The 17,908-nt window shown below is 69.0% G+C and carries 18 protein-coding genes and 1 pseudogene; 5 read left to right on the top strand and 14 right to left on the bottom strand.

Translation table 11 applies throughout. The annotated features are described in order from the left end of the window. Together ACT3S3_RS14550 and ACT3S3_RS14545 are read right to left on the bottom strand one after the other, a co-directional pair. Positions 1-699 (bottom strand): FAD-binding protein (locus ACT3S3_RS14550; RefSeq protein WP_444626973.1); only part of this gene is annotated, 699 nt, incomplete at its 3' end. Next, positions 696-1,878: pseudogene (locus ACT3S3_RS14545) on the bottom strand (amino acid deaminase/aldolase). The pseudogene ACT3S3_RS14545 and the gene ACT3S3_RS14550, both read right to left, overlap by 4 nt. Positions 1,879-1,940: 62 nt before the next feature. Between ACT3S3_RS14545 and nadA the strand changes: the two are divergent. Both nadA and nadC read left to right on the top strand, forming a co-directional pair. Further along, positions 1,941-3,023, top strand: a complete 1,083-nt coding sequence (gene nadA / locus ACT3S3_RS14540; RefSeq protein WP_444626972.1) for a quinolinate synthase NadA — start codon at positions 1,941-1,943, stop codon at positions 3,021-3,023. Beyond that, positions 3,020-3,931, top strand: coding sequence for a carboxylating nicotinate-nucleotide diphosphorylase (gene nadC, locus ACT3S3_RS14535; protein ID WP_444626971.1), 912 nt, complete (start codon positions 3,020-3,022; stop codon positions 3,929-3,931). The genes nadA and nadC overlap by 4 nt, the downstream gene beginning before the upstream one ends. A 274-nt stretch (positions 3,932-4,205) precedes the next feature. On the opposite strand, the gene ACT3S3_RS14530 is transcribed toward nadC, so the two are convergent. Genes ACT3S3_RS14530 through ACT3S3_RS14490 form a run of 9 tightly spaced genes read right to left on the bottom strand, consistent with a single transcriptional unit; the run spans position 4,206 to position 13,111 of the window. Beyond that, entirely contained in the window at positions 4,206-5,648 is a 1,443-nt protein-coding gene (locus ACT3S3_RS14530) for an MSMEG_0567/sll0787 family protein (RefSeq protein ID WP_444626970.1), read from the bottom strand. Beyond that, complete coding sequence (locus ACT3S3_RS14525; protein WP_444626969.1) at positions 5,641-6,738, bottom strand: MSMEG_0568 family radical SAM protein; 1,098 nt, start codon at positions 6,736-6,738, stop codon at positions 5,641-5,643. Before ACT3S3_RS14525 ends, ACT3S3_RS14530 begins: the two co-directional genes overlap by 8 nt. Next, complete coding sequence (locus tag ACT3S3_RS14520) at positions 6,735-8,141, bottom strand: AMP-binding protein (RefSeq protein ID WP_444626968.1); 1,407 nt, start codon at positions 8,139-8,141, stop codon at positions 6,735-6,737. Before ACT3S3_RS14520 ends, ACT3S3_RS14525 begins: the two co-directional genes overlap by 4 nt. Next, complete coding sequence (locus ACT3S3_RS14515; RefSeq protein ID WP_444626967.1) at positions 8,126-9,250, bottom strand: MSMEG_0565 family glycosyltransferase; 1,125 nt, start codon at positions 9,248-9,250, stop codon at positions 8,126-8,128. The genes ACT3S3_RS14520 and ACT3S3_RS14515 overlap by 16 nt, the downstream gene beginning before the upstream one ends. 4 nt (positions 9,251-9,254) lie before the next feature. Continuing rightward, positions 9,255-10,103 carry a carbon-nitrogen hydrolase family protein gene (locus ACT3S3_RS14510; protein ID WP_444626966.1) on the bottom strand — a complete coding sequence of 283 codons (849 nt, stop codon included), beginning with the start codon at positions 10,101-10,103 and terminating at the stop codon, positions 9,255-9,257. Continuing rightward, positions 10,094-11,341 carry an MSMEG_0569 family flavin-dependent oxidoreductase gene (locus ACT3S3_RS14505; RefSeq protein ID WP_442336230.1) on the bottom strand — a complete coding sequence of 416 codons (1,248 nt, stop codon included), beginning with the start codon at positions 11,339-11,341 and terminating at the stop codon, positions 10,094-10,096. Before ACT3S3_RS14505 ends, ACT3S3_RS14510 begins: the two co-directional genes overlap by 10 nt. Before the next feature lie 19 nt (positions 11,342-11,360). Further along, positions 11,361-11,669 (bottom strand): MSMEG_0570 family nitrogen starvation response protein, encoded by a 309-nt coding sequence (locus ACT3S3_RS14500; RefSeq protein ID WP_444626965.1) that lies wholly within the window; start codon positions 11,667-11,669, stop codon positions 11,361-11,363. Next, on the bottom strand, positions 11,662-12,573 hold the full coding sequence (locus ACT3S3_RS14495) for a carbon-nitrogen hydrolase family protein (RefSeq protein WP_444626964.1): 912 nt from the start codon (positions 12,571-12,573) through the stop codon (positions 11,662-11,664). Before ACT3S3_RS14495 ends, ACT3S3_RS14500 begins: the two co-directional genes overlap by 8 nt. A gap of 10 nt (positions 12,574-12,583) precedes the next feature. After that, entirely contained in the window at positions 12,584-13,111 is a 528-nt protein-coding gene (locus ACT3S3_RS14490; RefSeq protein ID WP_444626963.1) for an MSMEG_0572/Sll0783 family nitrogen starvation response protein, read from the bottom strand. A gap of 204 nt (positions 13,112-13,315) precedes the next feature. Between ACT3S3_RS14490 and ACT3S3_RS14485 the strand changes: the two genes are divergently transcribed. Further along, positions 13,316-14,599, top strand: a complete 1,284-nt coding sequence (locus tag ACT3S3_RS14485; protein WP_444626962.1) for an adenosylmethionine--8-amino-7-oxononanoate transaminase — start codon at positions 13,316-13,318, stop codon at positions 14,597-14,599. Next, positions 14,596-15,282 carry a dethiobiotin synthase gene (bioD, locus tag ACT3S3_RS14480; RefSeq protein ID WP_444626961.1) on the top strand — a complete coding sequence of 229 codons (687 nt, stop codon included), beginning with the start codon at positions 14,596-14,598 and terminating at the stop codon, positions 15,280-15,282. The genes ACT3S3_RS14485 and bioD overlap by 4 nt, the downstream gene beginning before the upstream one ends. Here the strand turns inward: bioD and ACT3S3_RS14475 are convergent. Next, complete coding sequence (locus ACT3S3_RS14475; protein WP_444626960.1) at positions 15,242-15,613, bottom strand: type II toxin-antitoxin system VapC family toxin; 372 nt, start codon at positions 15,611-15,613, stop codon at positions 15,242-15,244. The genes bioD and ACT3S3_RS14475 overlap by 41 nt on opposite strands. Then, entirely contained in the window at positions 15,610-15,807 is a 198-nt protein-coding gene (locus ACT3S3_RS14470; RefSeq protein WP_442336237.1) for a type II toxin-antitoxin system VapB family antitoxin, read from the bottom strand. The genes ACT3S3_RS14475 and ACT3S3_RS14470 overlap by 4 nt, the downstream gene beginning before the upstream one ends. 309 nt (positions 15,808-16,116) lie before the next feature. Between ACT3S3_RS14470 and ACT3S3_RS14465 the strand changes: the two genes are divergently transcribed. Beyond that, positions 16,117-16,851 (top strand): SH3 domain-containing protein, encoded by a 735-nt coding sequence (locus ACT3S3_RS14465; RefSeq protein WP_444626959.1) that lies wholly within the window; start codon positions 16,117-16,119, stop codon positions 16,849-16,851. A 181-nt stretch (positions 16,852-17,032) separates the two neighbouring features. Here ACT3S3_RS14465 and ACT3S3_RS14460 read toward each other — a convergent pair. Continuing rightward, positions 17,033-17,908: IS30 family transposase (locus ACT3S3_RS14460; protein ID WP_444626958.1), on the bottom strand; the 876-nt coding region annotated here is incomplete at its 5' end.

The following is a 17,908-nucleotide window of genomic DNA, read 5'->3' as shown; positions in this document are numbered from 1 at the left end:
GGAGTCGAGCTCGTCGATACGGTGCCGGGTGTTGGTCTTCACGTGGGCGACGTCCGTGCCGGGGAACCAGTAGTACTCCAGATGGTCCACGGCCCGGGCACGGGCGGGGAAGTCGGTGTACACCGGTTCCAGTGCCTCGGCCTTCTCCACCGCGGCGAGGGCGAAGGTGTCCACGACGGACATGGTGATCCGGGTGACGATGCCCAGTGCGCCGATGCTGACGCGGCCGTAGTCGAAGAGGGGGTCACCGGGGCCGGTGTCGTGGACCCGGCCGTCGGCGGTGATGGTGCGCAGACCCCGGACCATGCCCGCGAACCCGGTCAGTCCGATCCCGGTGCCGTGGGTGCCGGTGGACACCGCGCCGGCGATCGACTGCGGGTCCACGTCACCCTGGTTCGCCAGGGCGAGACCGTGCGGGCGCAGCAGGGCGGGGACGTACCGCAGGCGCGTCCCGGCGAGGAAGGTGACCTCCATGGACCCACGGTCGACGTTGACGACACCCGAGAGGTTGTCGAGGTTGACCAGCACACCGTCGGTGACGGCGACCGGGGTGAAGGAGTGCCCCGCACCCACGGCCTTGACGCGGCGTCCCTCCTCCGCGGCCCGCTGGACCAGTGCGATCACGTCCGCCTCGGTCTCCGGCTGTTCGAGGCGGAAGGGCTCGGCGGTCTGCCCGCCGGACCAGTTGTGCCATCTCATGTGAAGCTCCGGCCCTCGCCGCGGTAGGTGGGCCATTCGTCGAGGATGTCGCCGTCACTGACGACGAGGACCGTGTCGGTGTACTCGGTCTGCTCACCGGCCTTGGCGTGCCGGAACCACACGTGGTCGCCGAGTTTCATCGCTGCGGCGACGTCCCCGCGCAAGGGGGTCTGCACCTCCCCGGCGCCCTCCATCGGGGTCAGCTTCAGCCCCCCGGGGGAAGTCGACGACCGGGACGCGGTCGGCCCCGGGGACGCCGGAGGCGATGCGTCCGCCGCCGGCGACGGTGATGAAGTCGGGGGCGGGGCGGCGCACCACCGGCAGCACGAACCACTCCGCCGACAACGGCAGGAAGGTCGTGTAGTTGTCGAAGAGGCCGGGGCCGACGACGCCGGAGCCCGCGCCGATCTCGGTGACGACATCCTCGGACGCGGTGGATTCGATGGACCCGGTGCCGCCGCCGTTGACGAACTCCAGCTCACCGTCGACGGCGGAGACGGCCCTCACGACCTCGGCGCGGCGTCCGGCCAGCTCCCGCGCGGATATCCGCTTGACGGCGGCGACCGCGGGGGAGGTGTCCGTGGTGCCGGCGATCTGGCCCTCGTAGGCCATGATCCCGACCAGCTGGAAGCCGTCGCGGTCACTGACCGCCTCGGCCAGGGCCCGGGCCTGCTCCACGGTGTGCACCGGGGATCGCCGGGCCCCGAGGTGCACCGGGCCGAAGGAGAGGGACGCGTCGACGTCGATGCACACCCGGATCACACCGCGTTCGGCGGGCGGGGCGACCGAGTCGATGTAGTCGAGGTGCTCCACGGAGTCCACCATCACGGTGATCGACCGCAGGTTCTTCTCCTCGCAGGTCAGCAGGTGGAGATCCTGTTTGTTGGTGCTGGGGTAGGCCACGAGGATGTCCGTGCCGTCCTCGCACAGGCCCTCGTCGACCAGCCAGAGTGCCTCACCGAGGGAGTACGACAGGAGCCCCTGGATGCCGTCCACGGTGAGCAGCCGCTCGATCAGGCGGCGGATGCGCACCGACTTCGTGGCGAGCCGGATTGGCGTCCCGTTGGCGCGCCGGACCATGTCGGCGGCGTTGGCCACCGCACTGTCCAGGTCAAGGACGGAGAATGGGGCGTCGAGGTGCGCTACAGCCTCGCGCACGGCTGGTCGTGGAGTGCTCACTCTGCTCACGATAGTTCGTGAACCGGTCCCGCGCGTGGTGGTTTCCGATATCATCATGCGTCATGACTGCGACGACTGTTGAACAATTCGGAAGCCCCTTGTTGGAGGGGGTTTTCCGGGCACCGGGACACGCCGGGCCGGAGGGCGACATCGGACGGTGGGAAGGGGTTGCCGGCGACGGTGCCTGGGCGGCCGAGATCCACCGGCTGAAGAAGGCGCGCAATGCCGTGATCCTCGCCCACAACTACGAACTGCCCGAGATCCAGGACATCGCCGACCACACGGGTGACTCCCTGGCACTGTCGCGGATCGCCGCGGAGACAGACGCGGACGTGATCGTGTTCTGCGGGGTGCACTTCATGGCGGAGACGGCGAAGATCCTGTCGCCGGAGAAGACCGTCCTGATCCCGGACGAGGCGGCGGGCTGCTCGCTGGCGGACTCACTGAGCGCCGGGGAACTGGCGGAGTGGAAGGCCGAACACCCGGATGCGCTGGTGGTGAGCTACATCAACACCACCGCCGCGGTGAAGGGGCTGACCGATGTGTGCTGCACCAGCTCCAACGCGGTGGACGTGGTCGCCGGCCTGCCGGAGGACAGGGAGATCCTCTTCGGCCCCGACCAGTTCCTGGGTGCGCACGTGCGGCGCCGGACCGGGCGGGACAACATCCACGTGTGGGCGGGGGAATGCCACGTCCACGCCGGGATCTCCGGGCCGGAGCTCGCCCGCCGGGCCGAGGAGAGCCCGGACGCGGACCTGTTCATCCACCCGGAGTGCGGGTGCGCGAACTCGGCGATCTACCTGGCGGGCGAGGGTGTGATCGACCCGGGCAGGGTGCACATGCTCTCGACCGGCGAGATGCTGACCTCGGCGAAGACCGCGGCGGACGCGGGACGCGGCAAGGTCCTGGTCGCCACGGAGATCGGCATGCTGCACCAGCTCAAGGGCGTCGCGCCGGACGTGGACTTCGCCCCGGTCAACGAGCGTGCATCGTGTCCCTACATGAAGATGATCACCCCGGCGGCGCTGCTGCGCTGCCTGGCGCTGGGTGCGGACGAGGTGGAGGTGGCGCCGGACGTGGCTGCCCAGGCGCGCCTGGCCGTGGAGCGGATGATCTCCGTCGGGACACCGGGAGGCGGGGAGTGAGTCGTCCTTCCCTGCCCGTGACCGACCTGGGTGACCTGGGAGCCGATCCGGGAGTGTTCTCTGCATTGGCACGGGTGGCGTTGACCGAGGACATCGCCTCCGGGGACGCCACCACGCTGGCGACGGCGCCCGCCGACCTCCATGGTCGGGGACTGCTCGTGGCGCGGCAGGACGGGGTGGTCTCCGGGGTGGACGCGGTCGCCGCAGTTCTCGCTGCAGCCGGTGAGCCGCCCTACCTTGAGGTTCTCGGTGGCCGCGTTGACCTGGAGGACCCGGTGACCAACGGGGCACGTGCCGCGCCGGGCTCGGTGGTCGGTGTGCTGACCGGGCCGGTCCGCGCGATGCTGCAGCTGGAGCGCACGGTGCTCAATGTGCTGTCGCATGCCTCCGGCGTGGCGACGCACACGGCGCGGTGGGTGTCTGCTGTGGGGACGGGCGTGGTCGTGCGTGATTCCCGCAAGACCCTTCCCGGATTGCGCCTGCTGCAGAAGCGGGCGGTGGTGCACGGCGGTGGTTCCCCGCACCGCTACAACCTCTCCGACCAGGCGATGGTGAAGGACAACCATGGTGTCGCCGGGGGAGGTGTGGTGTCAGCGTACTGCGCTGTGCGTGCCCGGAACCCGGATCTGTGGTGCGAGGTCGAGGTCGATGACCTGGGACAGTTGCGTGGGGTGCTGGGGCTGGACACCCCACCGCACCAGGTTCTCCTGGACAACTTCACGGTCGCGGACACGGAGGAGGCGGTGCGTCTACGTGACGGGATCGCACCGGGTGTCCTGCTGGAGTCCTCGGGCGGACTGAGCCTGGAGGTGGCTGGTGGGTACGCCGCCGCAGGGGTGGATTCACTGGCGGTTGGTGCGCTCACCCACTCGGTCACGGCCCTGGACATTGGCCTGGACCTGGCTTGAGACTCACAGACCTTTCGGTGCCTCCGCGCGATCCGTCCTGTTTGTCGCGGTGCTCCGCTGTACTGCTGTGCCGAAACTCTACCGCGATGGCGTGATCGCCGGAGTGTGCATGACAACTTGTCTGGTGTGCATCGCAAATTGTCGGTTCACTGGCTGAAACCGACCATTTGTCATGCACACCCGACCATTTGCGATGGCAGCCCTACACGACCTGCGACTAAACCGGGGGCTGCGCAAGGTGGCCCTCTCCGCCGTACCCCGGGGAGAGTTATGGTCACCCGTGTTCGCCGGCACGGACTGCGGTGACCTTGCCGAGGCCGGTGACTGTGGTTGCGATCTCGGTCTCCTCCCCGTCGGGCCAACGGAAACGCACCCCGGGTTCCCGGGTCAGACGGCCGATCACTGCAGTCTCCGCCAATGGGGAGCCCATCCGACCCGTCCCCGGCGCATCGGCGGTGAGCATGCCGAAGCCGGGGAAACAGGTCATCCAGTCGCCGGCGGTGGTCCCGTCCGGCCGCGGGATCGCGGAGACATCCAGGGTCACGCCGGTGCCGGACGCTTCGGCGAGCATGCCGGAGGTTCCCACGATGCCCGCCATGCTCACGTCCTTCGCCGCGGACGGTCGGGCATCCGCGACAAGACCCCCGAGGTGCCGCAGTTCCTCCCCGGTACGGAAGGACGTGGAGTCCCATTGCCGTCCCTCGAATCCGGGACGCCAGCGCCCTGCCAGGTCAACGGTCAGGCTCAGGTCATCGCCGATGGATCCACCCCCGCCGGGGACGGGCCGGTCGGTGCGTCCCAGGGCCGTCACCGACAGGGACGGCGCCGCGCCTGTCTGGGTGTGACCACCGAAAACCGGGACACCCCAGGCGGCTGCGGCGTCCGCCATCCCCTGGAGTACCCGGCCCACGTCCACACCGTCGTACCCGGCCACAGAATCCAGCAGCCCCACCGGCTCCGCCCCCATCGCGGACAGGTCGTTGAGGTTCACCAGCACTGAGCACCACCCGGCCCAGCGGGGATCAGCGTCGACCATGGCCGGGAGGATCGCGTCGCAGGCGGCGACGAGATCACTGCCGGGGACGGGCGCGCCGTCGTCACCGACGAACCCCGCGCCACCGAGTGACGCAGATCCGTCCGGGCCTCCTGACAATACGGAGAACACCGACAGAAGCTGCCCCAATGGCTGCTTGGTTGCCGCCAGAAGGTCACGGACCCGGTGCAGAGGCCATCGCATGGACACGTGGGGAACCCCGAAGAACAGTCCATGGCCGGTGGTCTCCCAGCCCAGCTGTGTGAACATGTCCTCGTTGGCTGCCTGCACCGTGGCGTCGAAGCGCAGGACGCCGAGCTGTTCAGCGGTGGTGCACGCCCGACGGACCAGGGCTGTGCCGATGCCCCGGACATGCTGGGCGTCGGGGCGGACCACCAGACGGTCGCCCTTCCACCAGCCGATGTCCGGTCCGTCGTCGTGCGGGGTCAGTCGCACGCCGCCGAGCACGGATCCGTCGCCTGTGACGGCGACCAGCACCACGGTGCGGGCGTCCTCGTCGGCCCAGTCGAGGTCCGTGGAATCGAAGATGCCCTGGTGCTCCACGAACACCTCGTGGCGCATACGCCGGTAGGCCATCAGTTCGGTGGCATCTGGGCGCACAATCCGCCACGTGCGCGGTGGAGTCTGCGGTGCCTCTCCGGTCAGCAACGGGATGTCAAGCACTGCAGGCCCCCGCACTGTTCAGGGCACTGCACGCACCACAGGCGGCACAGCCGGCCCGCTGGTCCTCACCGCGCATGCCCGCCGCCCGCAACCGGTCGGCGACCCGGCGGGTGACCTCGGCGACCCGGTCGGCGTCCGGGGCGGGAACCCGGTCGACGTCGGTGGCCAGGGTGCCGGCGAGCGGCCGGAACGGCACCACGAACGGGTAGACCCCCATGTCGATGAGTTCACCGGCGGCCGCGACGACCTCGTCGTCCTTCTCCCCGAGTCCGAGGATGAGGTAGGTGGACACCTGGTTCCACCCGAAGACCCGTACCGCCTCACGCCAGGCGGCCCGGTACTCGTCCAGCGGCACCCGCGACTTGCCGGGCGTCCAGCGGCGACGCACCCCGTCGTCCATGGACTCGACGTGGATGCCGATGGATCCCGCACCGGCGTCGTGCAGGTCGGTGATGGTCGACAACTCCGTCGGTGGCTCGCACTGCACCTGGATCTGCAGGTCGGGGACCGCGTCCTTGATCGCCCGCACGCAGCGCGCCAGGTGACGCGCACCCCGGTCCCGGCCCCGGGAGGTGCCGGTCGTCATCACCATCTGGCTGACACCGTCGAGCCGGTGGGCTGCTTCGGCGACCTCGGCGAGCATGGCGGGGGTCTTCACCGCCACGGTGGTGCCGCGGTTCAGGGATTCCTCGATGGCGCAGAACCGGCAGCGTTCGCTCTCGTCGTAGCGCATGCAGGTCTGGACGACGGTGGTGGCCAGGACGTCCTTGCCGTGGAGTTTGGCGATCTTCTCGTAGGCCACACCGTCGGCGGTGCTGAGGTCGTAGAAGCGGGGGCGGGCGACGGGCTCCACATCGAATCCGAGGTCCGCGCCGTCGGCGGAGATGCGCCCGGTGCCGTCGAGCACGAACGGGCTGTCGGGGTTGCGGGGGATGGCGGCACCCAGTCCGTTGAGAAGGAAGTGGCCGTCGTCGCTGGGGCCGGCGCCGCCGCTGCGGGTCACCGGCGCGTCGCTGCGGACGCCCAGCAGGGCGAGTCGCACGCGGTTGGTCACGGGGGAGGTGTCAGGTGAGGTGTCCGTGGTTGTCATGATGTCTCCTGAGGGTTCAGTGGTGTGGTCGGTGTGATCAGTGTGGCTGCCCAACGCCGGCGGGAGGTTTTCCCGGCGGCGTCGCGCAATGGGCGGTCGACGGCCCAGGTCCGGTCGGCCCCGGCTATCTCCGGTGGGTCGGACCCGGTCTGCACGACGACACCGAGACGGGGGCCGTGCAGCTCAGGGAAGCCGAAGGCCACGGCGTCCTGCACGCCGGGATGCTGCAGTGCCCTGGCCTCCACCTGCGCGGGGTAGACGGATGCGCCGTCGCGGACGACCATGTCGGCCTCCCGGTCGACGAGGTACAGGTAGCCGTCGGCGTCGAGGTACCCCAGGTCGCCGAGGGTGTCCCACCCGTCCGGATCGCGCCGGGTGGACGCCCCGATGTAGCGGTAGGACGCCTGCTCCCCACGGTGCATCCACACCACGCCGGTCTCACCGGTGTGCAGGTCACGCCCGTCGGGGGACCGCACGGCGAACCGTGTTCCACCGGAGCCTGTGCCCACACTCCCCGGATGCCCGAGCCAGTCGTGGCCGTCGATGACGCTGAGCCCGTTGGACTCCGATCCGGCGTAGACCTCGACCACACGGCCGGGCCCGAGCCAACCGATGACCTCACGTTTCAGGGCAGGGGGACATGGTGCGCCGATGTGCACCAGGGTGTCCAGGCGGGAGAGGTCCGCGGCATCCCGCACGTCCCGCGGCAACCCCGTCAGCCGGTGGAGGAACGCCGGGGAGGTCATGGTCCACGTGATGCGGTGCCGGGCCATCGAATCCAGCCACTCCTCGGGGGAGACCCCGTCGTGTATCACCAGGGTATGGCCGGTGAATAGCCCCCGGAAGGCGTAGGTGAAGGGCGCGGAGCGGAACAGGGGGGCGCTGACGAGCTGCACGCCACCGGTGGGCAGGAAGGACGCGACAGGCTCGTCCGGGTCCATCAGCGCGGGTGCGGACGCGGCGACGACCTTGGGACGGCCCGTCGACCCGGAGGTCGCCACGGCCTTCCAGGAGGACGCGGCGGCATCCGGCAGCGGGACCGGAGAAGCGCCGGGCCCGGACGGGTCGACGGGATCGGGCCCGAGGGCGGCCGCCGGCGACACGAGGTCCAGAAGGGCGCGGCGCTGCTCACCGGGAAGATCAGGGTCCAGGGGCAGTGGCCGTCCGCCGGCGATCCACACCGCGCAGCAGGCGATCACGGTCTCGCGGTCCCGGCGGTGGGGAAAGGAGACGGTGACGGTGTCGTCGGGGCGGACCCCGGAACTCCGCAGGCAGTGTGCCAGGCGGAGCGCACGGTGTGCCAGGTCCTCCCTGGTCAGGGTCCCGGTGTGGTCGATGACGGCGGCGGAGTCGGGGGAATCCCTCCCGGCGTCGAGGATGATGGAGGCTATGGACTGGCGCATGCTGCCACCCGTTCGTAGAACCGCTCGTGGAGTTCTGCCGCCGCCGACCAGGTGTGGGCCCCGGCGAGTCGGCGTCCCAGGGCCTGCCGTTCGGCACGCGGACCCTCGGCGAGCACCCTGCCCAGACGGTGGCCGATACCGACCGGGTCCGAGGCGTAGGTGACCGCGTCCCCGAAGACGTCATGGACCACCGGGATATCCCTGGCCACGACCGGGACACCCGCAGCGAGCGCTTCCATCGCCGCCAACCCGAAGCCCTCGTTGAGGGAGACGAACCCCAGGGCCCGGGCCGTGGCGACCAGGGCCGGGACCTCGTCGTCGGCGAGTGTCCCGAGGATGACCGGCTCGATGTCCAGCTCCCGGGCCCGCCGGTCGAAGTCGGTGCGGTAGGGCCGGTAGTCGAAGAGGGTCTCGCCACCGCCGAAGACCAGGGAGACCCCGTCGCACAGGCGGGGACGCGATTCCCGGAGGTTGGCGAAGCCCTCCAGCAGGTCGATGGACCCCTTGCGCGGCTCGATCCCGCCCAGGGCCAGGACGTAGTCTCCGAGCCGTTCGCGGAACTCCATCCGACCGGCGGTACCCTCCGGCCCGGCGGCCCGGGCGAACCGGGCGGCGTCCACGCCATTGGGGATCACCTCCGGGGTGGACCCGTACCTCTCGCGGACCTGGGACGCCACCGCGTCCGACACACACAATAGTGCGGACGGCTCACGGACCGCGCGGTCGTGGCACTCCACCAGCCGCGGCGTGGTGAAATCGTCGAGATGGTGGATGGTACGGATGCAGGGCCGTCCGGTGTCCATCACCGCATTGGCGGAGATGCAGTCCTGGGCGTGGACGATGTTCGCGGAGGAATCGAACGCGGAGGCCATCGTCGTGATCGACCGCTCAATTCGCTCACCGACGCTCTCGTCCTCCACATCGGGGAACTCCACGGCGTGGACCTCGACGTCCGGGGAGACCGGACGGAAGAACGTCTCGTCCCCGCCGCGGGCCAGCGTCCACACCTCCACGCGGTGGCCGCGGGCCGCGAGTTCCTCAGCGAGCGCCAGGGTGTGCACCACCCCGCCGCGGGGTTTGGTCGAGTAGGTCAACTGCGCGATGTGCATGGTCTCAGCCCCCTTCCGGTGCCAGCCGGTACGCCCGGGTACTGCGCTGCCGCAGATGGTTCATCTGCCTGCGGGCGGTGTAGACACCGGCGTCGATGTCGATGCCCAGTGTCACCACGCCACTCTTCGACCAGGTCTTGCCCAGGATCTCCCCGGCCGGGTCGACGATCTTCGCCTGGCCGAGGAACCGCAGGCCCTCGAACGCACCGGTCTGGTTCGACGAGACGACGTAGACCTGGTTCTCCGCGGCCCGGGCACAGTCGTAGAGGTCGAACAGGTGCGCCTGCCGGTCATTGGCGAGCCGGTCGGCGCGCCGGGTGACGCTGGCGGGCCAGGCCGAGAGACAGGCGATGAGCTTCGCCCCGTCGAGGGCGAGGGTGCGGGCGGCCTCGGGGAAGGTCTTGTCGAAGTCGGTCATCAACCCGATGCGTCCGACCGGTGTCTCGAAGGGGCGGAAGTCCGTTCCGGCGGTGTAGACCCGCGACTCGTTCAGCGGCAGGTGCACTTTGCGGTGCGTGCCCAGGATCCCGCCGCTGTCGAGGCAGACCGCCGTGTTGTAGCGGGCCCCGTCCGGACCGCGTTCGGTGACGCCGAGGCAGACCACGAGGTCTCCCGCCGCGGCCGTGACCGCGGCAATCTCGGGGCCGTCGAGGTCGACCGCCGGGGGCAGGTCGGCGTCGGGGCCGCTGGGGTCCCTCAGGTCGCCGATGTATCCACCGATCGCCGCACTCGGCAGGACCAGGAGTCCGGCCCCGGACGTGTGGGCGTGCCGGATCATGCCTTCGATCTTGCGCAGGGCACGGCCGGTGTCCCGTCCGAAATGGGCGGCGGCGGTGGATACGGTCAGGACCATGCGGGGACACCCATCCGGGAGACGATGTGCCGGGCGTCCTCGGCGACCCCGAGGAAGCGGCCGGACCCCCAGGTGTGCAGCCAGGGCAGGCCGATGAAGAAGAAGCCGGGGACCGCCGTCTCCCCACGGTCGTGGGCGGGGTGGCCGTGGGCGTCGAGGACGGGCAGGTCGCCGAGCCAGCTCCAGTCCGAGCGGAAGCCGTTGGACCAGATGACGGTGCCTATCCCGTCGAGCGGCAGGGGACCGGGATCGCTCTCCGGTGTCCACACTGGTTCGTAACGGCGCTCGACGGGGGCGTCGATGCCCTCGCGTTCGATGAAGGCGTCGATGTCGTTCTTGATGGACTCGGCGACGGAGTCGGCGTGGTCGAGCTTCTCGGCGACGGTGTCGTCGAAGACGATGGACCCGTCCTGCACACCGAGCGCCCGGCCGTGCAGGCCCATGCCACGCAGGGCGAAGGCGCGCAGGTCGATGTCGCGGCCACCGTCGCGTCCGGTGACGTAGTGGTTGGTGGACTCGCGCTTGGACAGTCCCCTGGTTTCCGCGGGGATGTCGTAGATGCCCATCCTGGCCAGCCAGGTCATGCAGTCCATGCCGCGGTAGAAGCGGGCCACCCGGGGGGCGTGGCCGAGTGCGAGGTGGACGGTGCGTCCGGCGATGAACAGGTCCTCGGCGATCTGGGTGCCGGACTGCCCGGTACCGACGACCAGGACGCCGCCGTCGGGCAGCTGGTCCGGGTTGCGGTAGTCGTGGGAGTGGATCTGGGTGATACGGTCCGGCAGGTCGGACGCCCAGGAGGGGTAGGACGGGGTGTGGTATCCGCCGGTCGCGGAGACGACGCGGTCGGCGGTGATGGTGCCTGCACTGGTGGTGAGGTGGAACGGTCCGTCCGGCGCGTCCCGCGTGACCAGGGTGACCGCGACCCCCTCCGCCACGGGGAAGTCGAAGGAGTCCGCGTAGCCGCGAACCCATCCGTAGACCTCGTCGCGGCCCATGAAGCCGTCCGGCAGCGGGCCCTCGTAGGCGTAGCCCGGCAGGCGGCAGTGCCAGTTCGGGGTGACGAGGGTGAAATTGTCCCAGCGGGCGTCGCGCCACTGGTGCACGACCGTGTCCTTCTCGAGGACAACGTGGTCCTCGCCGGCGGCGAGGAGTTCATGGCTGACGGAGAGCCCCGCCTGCCCGCCACCGACGATGGCGGTGCCGGTGTGGTCGCCGTCGTGGATCTCGGTGTTCTTCATGGTTCGGCCTTTCCGTGGTTCAACTGGGCAGCGGGGGATCCAGCGGGGGTTCCAGTGCAGTGACCCGGACGGCGTCCCCGCCACCGGGCCAGCGTCCGGCGTCCGCGTGGATCCGGGCCGTGGTCTCCGCGGCCGAGGTGCAGGCGACACCGAATTTCGCGCGGACCCGGTCGCTGGCCCGGGTCATGGCGGTGGTGCTCCGTTGCACGAAGTCGTCGACCGTGTAGTCGGCGCCGGTGGTCAGGTGGTCGTGGACGACGAGGCTGGGGGAGTAGTAGCTGCGTTGTGTGCCGTCCGGCCAGCGGACGGTGAAGGACATCTCAGGCATGGGAGAGCTGCCTCCACCCGTTGACGTTCTCGGTGCCTTCCTCCGCCACCGGGCCGTAGATGTCCGGACGCCGGTCCCGCAGGTGGAACATTCCGGCGCGCATCGTGCGGAAGGTCCCGTCCGGGTCGATGTCGGCGATGGCCAGGCCGGCGTCGAGGTAGGTGTTGGCCAGGATGTTCCCGCCGGGATCGACGATCTTGGCGTTGCCGACGTAGCGCAGTGAGCCGAACGTGCCCGCCTGGTTCGAGGCGACCCAGAACACCTGGTTGTCCAGGGCCCGGGCGATGTCGAACTGGTTGTGCCGGTACGTCCAGCGGTCCTCCTGCAGGTTCTCGGCCGTGGCGGTGCGGGCCGCCGGCCACGCGGAGAGGCTGATGATGATCTCGGCGCCGTCGAGGGCGAGCATCCGGGCGGCCTCGGGGAAGGCCTTGTCGTAGCAGATCTGCAGGCCGATGCGTCCCACCGGGGTGTCGAAGGCGTGGTACCCGTCGCCGGCGGAGTAGGACATGTTCTCACCGAGGGGCTGGTGGACCTTGCGGTACGAGCCGTACACGGTGGAGCCGTCCAGGCAGACCGCGGCGTTGTACCGCGTTTCCCCGCCGTCGGCGTCCGTCCCGAGCTCGCAGAAGCCGATGGCCACGACCGTGTCGCCCGCCAACTCCTGAAGGCGGGCGATCTCCGGGCCGTCGAGGGTGATGGCCGCGGGCATGGAACGGTTCGTGTCCTTCAGGGTGTCGCCGTGGTTGCCCAGCGACGACAGGTACCCGCCGACCGAGGCCTCGGGGAAGACCACCAGGTCGCAGCCGGCATCCCGGGCCTCGTCGAGGATGTCCCCTATGAGGGTGAAGTTCTGTTCCAGGTCACGGGTGAAGTTCGCGGCGACCGAGGCGACCTTGATCGGCATCGTGGGCCTCCTAGAGGTTGTAGGTGGAGTTGATGATGGCGCCCTTGCCGGCGTAGTAGACCAGCGCGTCCTGGACGTCGAGTGGGTGGGCGGGGACGATCCCGGCGATGAGGTCCTCCTCGCGGATGCCGTGGAGTCCGAGGCCGAAGCGGCAGGCGAAGACGGTGCCGCCCTCCTTGAGGAAAGTCTCGAGGGCGCCGTTGACGGAGGTCTCCCCGGGGAAGCCCTCGGTGCCGACGGTGGGGAAGCCGCGGTTCGCGGAGGCGGCCAGGGTGCCGGGTCCGTAGAGGTAGATGACGGATTCGAAGCCCTTGCGCAGGGCGCGGGTGGCCTGGAGGATCGCGACGAGCGTCACGGACGACTCGTGCGGGATACCATGGACCAGGGTCAGGTAGGATTCACCGTTCTCCGCGGAGAGCTCCGGGAAGATCTTGGTGGAGCCGTAGAGGCTGTCGCCGGTCTCCTTCGCGGGGTGCTGGATCTCGTTGAGCGACGTGTCGATGTTGGCGGCGATCTGGTCTGCGACGGGGTCGGACATGTCCGGTTCCTTTGCGGTGGTGTGGTTGCTGACACCGACCATGCTCGCGCCCGCCGGTGTCGAAGTGGTTTCATCCGGAATATGGTCACGTTAAATGACGGTCGGCCGGGGTGTCATACGGATGTAACGGGGTAACAGGCAGTGTTCGGGCGTCGTTCGGGCGTGTGACTTGAACACAGTTCAAGTTTCGGCGACGATAGGAGCATGACAGCCGCCACCGTCGATGCCCACCACATCTGGCACCCCTACTCCGCCGTCCCCGGGCCTCGGGAGAACCTCCGGGTCACCGCGGCGAAGGGGGTGTACCTCACGGTCGGGGGCGGGCAGCTCATCGACGGCATGAGTTCCTGGTGGGCCGCCGCGCACGGTCACCGCCACCCCGGCATCATCGCTGCCGCGCACCGCCAGCTGGACGTCCTGCCCCACGTCATGTTCGGTGGCCTGACCCACGACCCGGCGGTGGAACTCACCGGGAAGCTCCTCGACCTCACCGACGACGCGCTCACCAAGGTCTTCTACTCCGACTCCGGGTCCGTGGCGGTCGAGGTGGCCGTCAAGATGGCGTTGCAGGCGCAGAAAGGGCTCGGCCACCCCGAACGCACCAGGCTGTTGACCTGGCGTTCCGGGTACCACGGGGACACCTTCGGCGCGATGTCCGTGTGCGACCCCTCCGGCGGGATGCACTCGCTGTGGGAGGAGACGCTGACGGAACAGGTCTTCGCCCCTGCGCCGCCCGTGCGGGGAAGCAGTGCGGCAGAACAGGACGCGTACCTGCGCACCTTCGGCGACCACATCGACGGCACCGTCGCCGCCGTCATCATCGAACCGGTGGTCCAGGGCGCCGGCGGCATGCGCTTCCACGACGCCGCGCTGCTTACCGGTCTACGGGAGATCTGCGACCGGCACGGCGTCCTGCTCATCGCCGATGAGATCGCCACCGGGTTCGGACGCACCGGCGAGGTCTTCGCCACGTCCGGGGCCGGTGTCACCCCCGATATCCTGTGCGTGGGCAAGGCGCTGACCGGCGGGGTGATGACCCTGGCCGCCACGCTCGCCACGGACGGGGTGGCCGATGCCGTCAGTTCACCCGCGGGCGGCGGCGCGCTGATGCACGGACCGACGTTCATGGCCAACCCCCTGGCCTGTGCGGTGGCGGGCGCATCGCTCGACCTCGTCGCGTCCGGCTACTGGCGTGGGACCGTGCCCCGCATTGAAGGCGAACTCGACGCCGGGCTGGCGCCGCTGCGGGACGTCCCGGGTGTGGCGGACGTCCGCGTCCTGGGCGCCATCGGTGTCGTCGAGCTGGAACAGCCACTCGACGACGCCGGGATGACGGCGGCGACGGACGCGGCCATCGACCAGGGGGTGTGGCTGCGGCCCTTCGGGAGACTGGTCTACTGCATGCCACCGTTCACCTGCACCTCTGACGAGGTCGCGGCGATCTGCCGCGGCATCCGGGCAGCGGTCTGGACAGCGGTGCCACGATGATTCTGCTGGTCACGGGAACCGGAACGGACGTCGGCAAGACCGTCACCACCGCCGCGATCGCCGCCAACCTGCAGGGCCGCGGACGACGGGTGGCCGTGGCGAAGCCGGTGCAGACCGGGGAGGCCGGGGACTCGGGGGACCTGGCGACGGTGGGGCACCTCAGCGGGGTGACGGAACTCCACGGGTTCCACCGCTACCCCGAGCCGCTGGCACCGGACCTCTCGGCACGCCGGGCGGGGATGCCCCCGGCGCAGTTGGACGAGGTGGCGGAGTGGTTGTGGCAGTTGGACGCGGAAGACCCGGAGCGCGTGCTGCTGGTCGAGGGCGCCGGGGGGATCCTGGTGCGCATGGGCGAGAACTGGACGCTGTGTGACCTCGCGCTGCGTCTCGGCGCGCCGGTGATCGTGGTGACCACACTGGGGCTCGGTTCCCTGAACGCCGCGGAACTGACGGTGAGGCACGCCCTGTGCGAGGGGGTCCGGGTGCTGGGGCTGGTCGGCGGCAGTCGTCCCGCGGAGGGCGACATGGATCTCGCGACGAGACTGAACATTGACGAGTTGCCGCGCGTGACCGGGGTACCGCTGCTGGGTTGCGTCCCCGCCGGGGCCGGGGAGCTGGCCCGTGAGGAGTTCGTGGCGGTTGCTACGCAGGCGGGTTCGGGGGTGCTACCCCGAGATCGGTAGCAGCCGTTGTGAGGCGCTTGTCCCTGGTCCACAGCGATGCGCCCACAACCAGCGCTGAGCCGAGCAGATGGACGTCGATGGCACTGAGCCCACGACCCCGGAGTCGATGGTTGTCCACGAGGGTCAGCACTTCGCCGTGAGTGAGTTGCGGAGCGAAACGTAGGGAGCCGAGGAGCCCCAGAACAGAGCCACGGTTCTTCATTGACCCCAGGGCGAGTTCCTCGATTACACCTGGGTGGCTCAGGACCAGTCCATTGTCGAGACACTCGACAAGGTGGGGATCGCCCCGGTGGAGATGGTCGATCCATACCGACGTGTCCACGAGGATCACCCGGCGCCTCCCCTTCGCCGGGGAGCTGAGGTTGCCTGGGGGTCGGTACCGCCGAGGGCGGCGAGACGGCGGGCGCTCTCAATTTCGACGTAGGTCTCGAGACCTTTGCGGAGCAGTGCGGACCGCTCGGTTGTCCCGGAAAGGGCGGCCGCCTTGTCCATGAGTTCGTCATCGATGGTCACTGTGGTTCGCATGATTGTCTCATCCCGTATCGAATCATCTGATGCTCATTATGATGCTCCATTATCCGGCGGCAAGCAAGCTTCTTTGCCGGGGAGCTGGCCTGTGAGGAGTTCGTGGCGGTTGCTACGCGCAGCGGCGGCGATAACGAAGCCGGACGAACTTTCGATGGCGTAACCAGATGTGCAACCAATCACATTGCGAGCAACCACAATGATTGAGGTGTTTCTGACATGGTGACCCGCAGACGAGGTTCGGAAGTCCTCGCCATTGGGGCCAGCGCAGTACTGCTGCTTGGGGCGTGTGCGGGGGGAGACGGGGACGTGGCTGACAGTGAGACCGTGGTCCAGAACGGGACGAATGCCGAGGATGTCCAGGACGCGCCGGATGCGCCGGACGCCGCGGATCCTGCCGTCCCGCCCGAGGACGTGGTGAACGGTCCGGAGCCCGATGAACCCGATCCGGACGGTGACGGAGAACTCGCGCCTCCGGGCGAGCAGGTGGAGACCTACTTCTCCACACCCGGGCAGGAGGTCGGTGTCGCCGGACTCGCCCCGGAGAGCGGGCCCCTGCCCGTCCGTACTGTGCCCGCCGGTGACGGCATGCAGATCGGGGAGATCGACCGGCTCGGCGCGGTCACCCTCGCCGGACGCGAGTGGAACAACCCGGGCCAGGAGGACGAGGGCTACTGGGCGGAGATCCACGTCGACGGCAAGACCGGCTGGGTGCTCAGCGACCACCTCTTCCACTTCGGGGAGAACGCTAACGTGACCGGTGAGTACGAGGGCGTCCCGCAGTCCGGAGATCCGATGGGTGTCGTCGAGGCCGTCGCGTCCCAGTCCGCGGGGATGGAGCCCGCGCACTGGACGCTGATCAGCACACCGCAGGACTTCGGTGAACCCTTCTACCGGGTGGACGTCACGGGCATGCCGGACGACGCCCAGGCCGGCGAGCGGCTGTTCATCACCGTCGACGAGAACAACGGCAGCTTCGGGGTCGGTCAGGTCGACCGCACCCTGGTCTGCGCCCGTGGCACGAGCGGCGGGATGTGTCTCTAGGGGACCCTCCCCGGGGTGACGGCCCGGACCGCGTGCCACGGCCACCTCCCTGGTGGTCCGGTACGGCAACTTTCGCACCCGGCGCCGGAGCGCAGAAATCCTGACCAGGGGTTTTGTGGGATCGACGTCGTGCGGCGGATTCTAGCGGTCGTCGCAACACCCTCACGGGTAGCGGATCTGCTTAATCGTCTCCAAGGATACCGTCCAACTCGTCCCACATCACTTCGGCGGGGGTAGCCCAATCCAGGACTTTGCGGGGACGGTTGTTCATCAACTCCTCGACCCTCAGCAAGTCCTCCGGGGTGTGCACCGACAGGTCCGTGGACTTCGGGAAGTACTGGCGCAGCAGACCGTTGGTGTTCTCGTTGGTGCCACGCTGCCACGGGGCATGCGGGTCACAGAAGTAGATGTCAACGCCAACAGCGGTAGTGATGTCCTCGTGCATCGCCATTTCCGAACCCTGGTCCCAGGTCACCGACTGCCTGATCTGCTCCGGGATCCCCGATAGCCGCTCAATCATCGCATTACGCACACTGATCGCATCATGGGCACCGGGAAGATGCAGCAGCATCACATAGCGGGTCTTACGGTCCACCAGTGTGCCGATCGCTGTTTTGTTGTACTCGCCGACAATCAGATCGCCTTCCCAATCCCCGGGCAGAAGACGGTTTTCAATGTCGGCGGGACGCTCAACGATGTTGATCATGTTCTTGATCCGCGACTGGCGCAGCATCCCACTGTGGGGCTTGCGCACGGCCCGTCCGGTACGCAGCGCTGCGGTGACCTGCTTTTTCAACCCACCTCTGGGGTAGACGTACAACGCCTGGTAGATCGTTTCATGACACACGTGCCACTCCTTACGGTGCGGGAATCGCCGCCGCAGTGTGGCGGTGATCTGCTCGGGCGACTGATTGTGCTCCAGTCCCTGGGCGACCAGTGCCCACAGTTGGGTGTCGGTGTAGACCTTGTTGAGTTTCGGCCGGCCCCGACGGGCCGCAGCACACCGTGCGGCACTGAACGGGTTGTAGCTGCCGTCCAGGTTACTGTTGCGGCGGAT

The organism is Corynebacterium sp. AOP40-4SA-5, from assembly GCF_052377355.1.
GTDB lineage: Bacteria > Actinomycetota > Actinomycetes > Mycobacteriales > Mycobacteriaceae > Corynebacterium.
The sequence above is the reverse complement of the archived record's forward strand: the minus strand, read 5'-3'. Positions and strand labels throughout refer to the sequence as shown.

Coding starts and splice junctions, on each gene's coding strand:
- ACT3S3_RS14515 (WP_444626967.1), bottom strand. CDS start 9,250: ATGCACATCGCGCAGTTGACCTACTCGACCAAACCCCGCGGCGGGGTG.
- ACT3S3_RS14490 (WP_444626963.1), bottom strand. CDS start 13,111: ATGTCCGACCCCGTCGCAGACCAGATCGCCGCCAACATCGACACGTCG.
- ACT3S3_RS14510 (WP_444626966.1), bottom strand. CDS start 10,103: ATGGTCCTGACCGTATCCACCGCCGCCGCCCATTTCGGACGGGACACC.
- nadA (WP_444626972.1), top strand. CDS start 1,941: ATGACTGCGACGACTGTTGAACAATTCGGAAGCCCCTTGTTGGAGGGG.
- ACT3S3_RS14495 (WP_444626964.1), bottom strand. CDS start 12,573: ATGCCGATCAAGGTCGCCTCGGTCGCCGCGAACTTCACCCGTGACCTG.
- bioD (WP_444626961.1), top strand. CDS start 14,596: ATGATTCTGCTGGTCACGGGAACCGGAACGGACGTCGGCAAGACCGTC.
- ACT3S3_RS14520 (WP_444626968.1), bottom strand. CDS start 8,141: ATGCGCCAGTCCATAGCCTCCATCATCCTCGACGCCGGGAGGGATTCC.
- ACT3S3_RS14500 (WP_444626965.1), bottom strand. CDS start 11,669: ATGCCTGAGATGTCCTTCACCGTCCGCTGGCCGGACGGCACACAACGC.
- ACT3S3_RS14470 (WP_442336237.1), bottom strand. CDS start 15,807: ATGCGAACCACAGTGACCATCGATGACGAACTCATGGACAAGGCGGCC.
- ACT3S3_RS14485 (WP_444626962.1), top strand. CDS start 13,316: ATGACAGCCGCCACCGTCGATGCCCACCACATCTGGCACCCCTACTCC.
- ACT3S3_RS14505 (WP_442336230.1), bottom strand. CDS start 11,341: ATGAAGAACACCGAGATCCACGACGGCGACCACACCGGCACCGCCATC.
- ACT3S3_RS14525 (WP_444626969.1), bottom strand. CDS start 6,738: ATGACAACCACGGACACCTCACCTGACACCTCCCCCGTGACCAACCGC.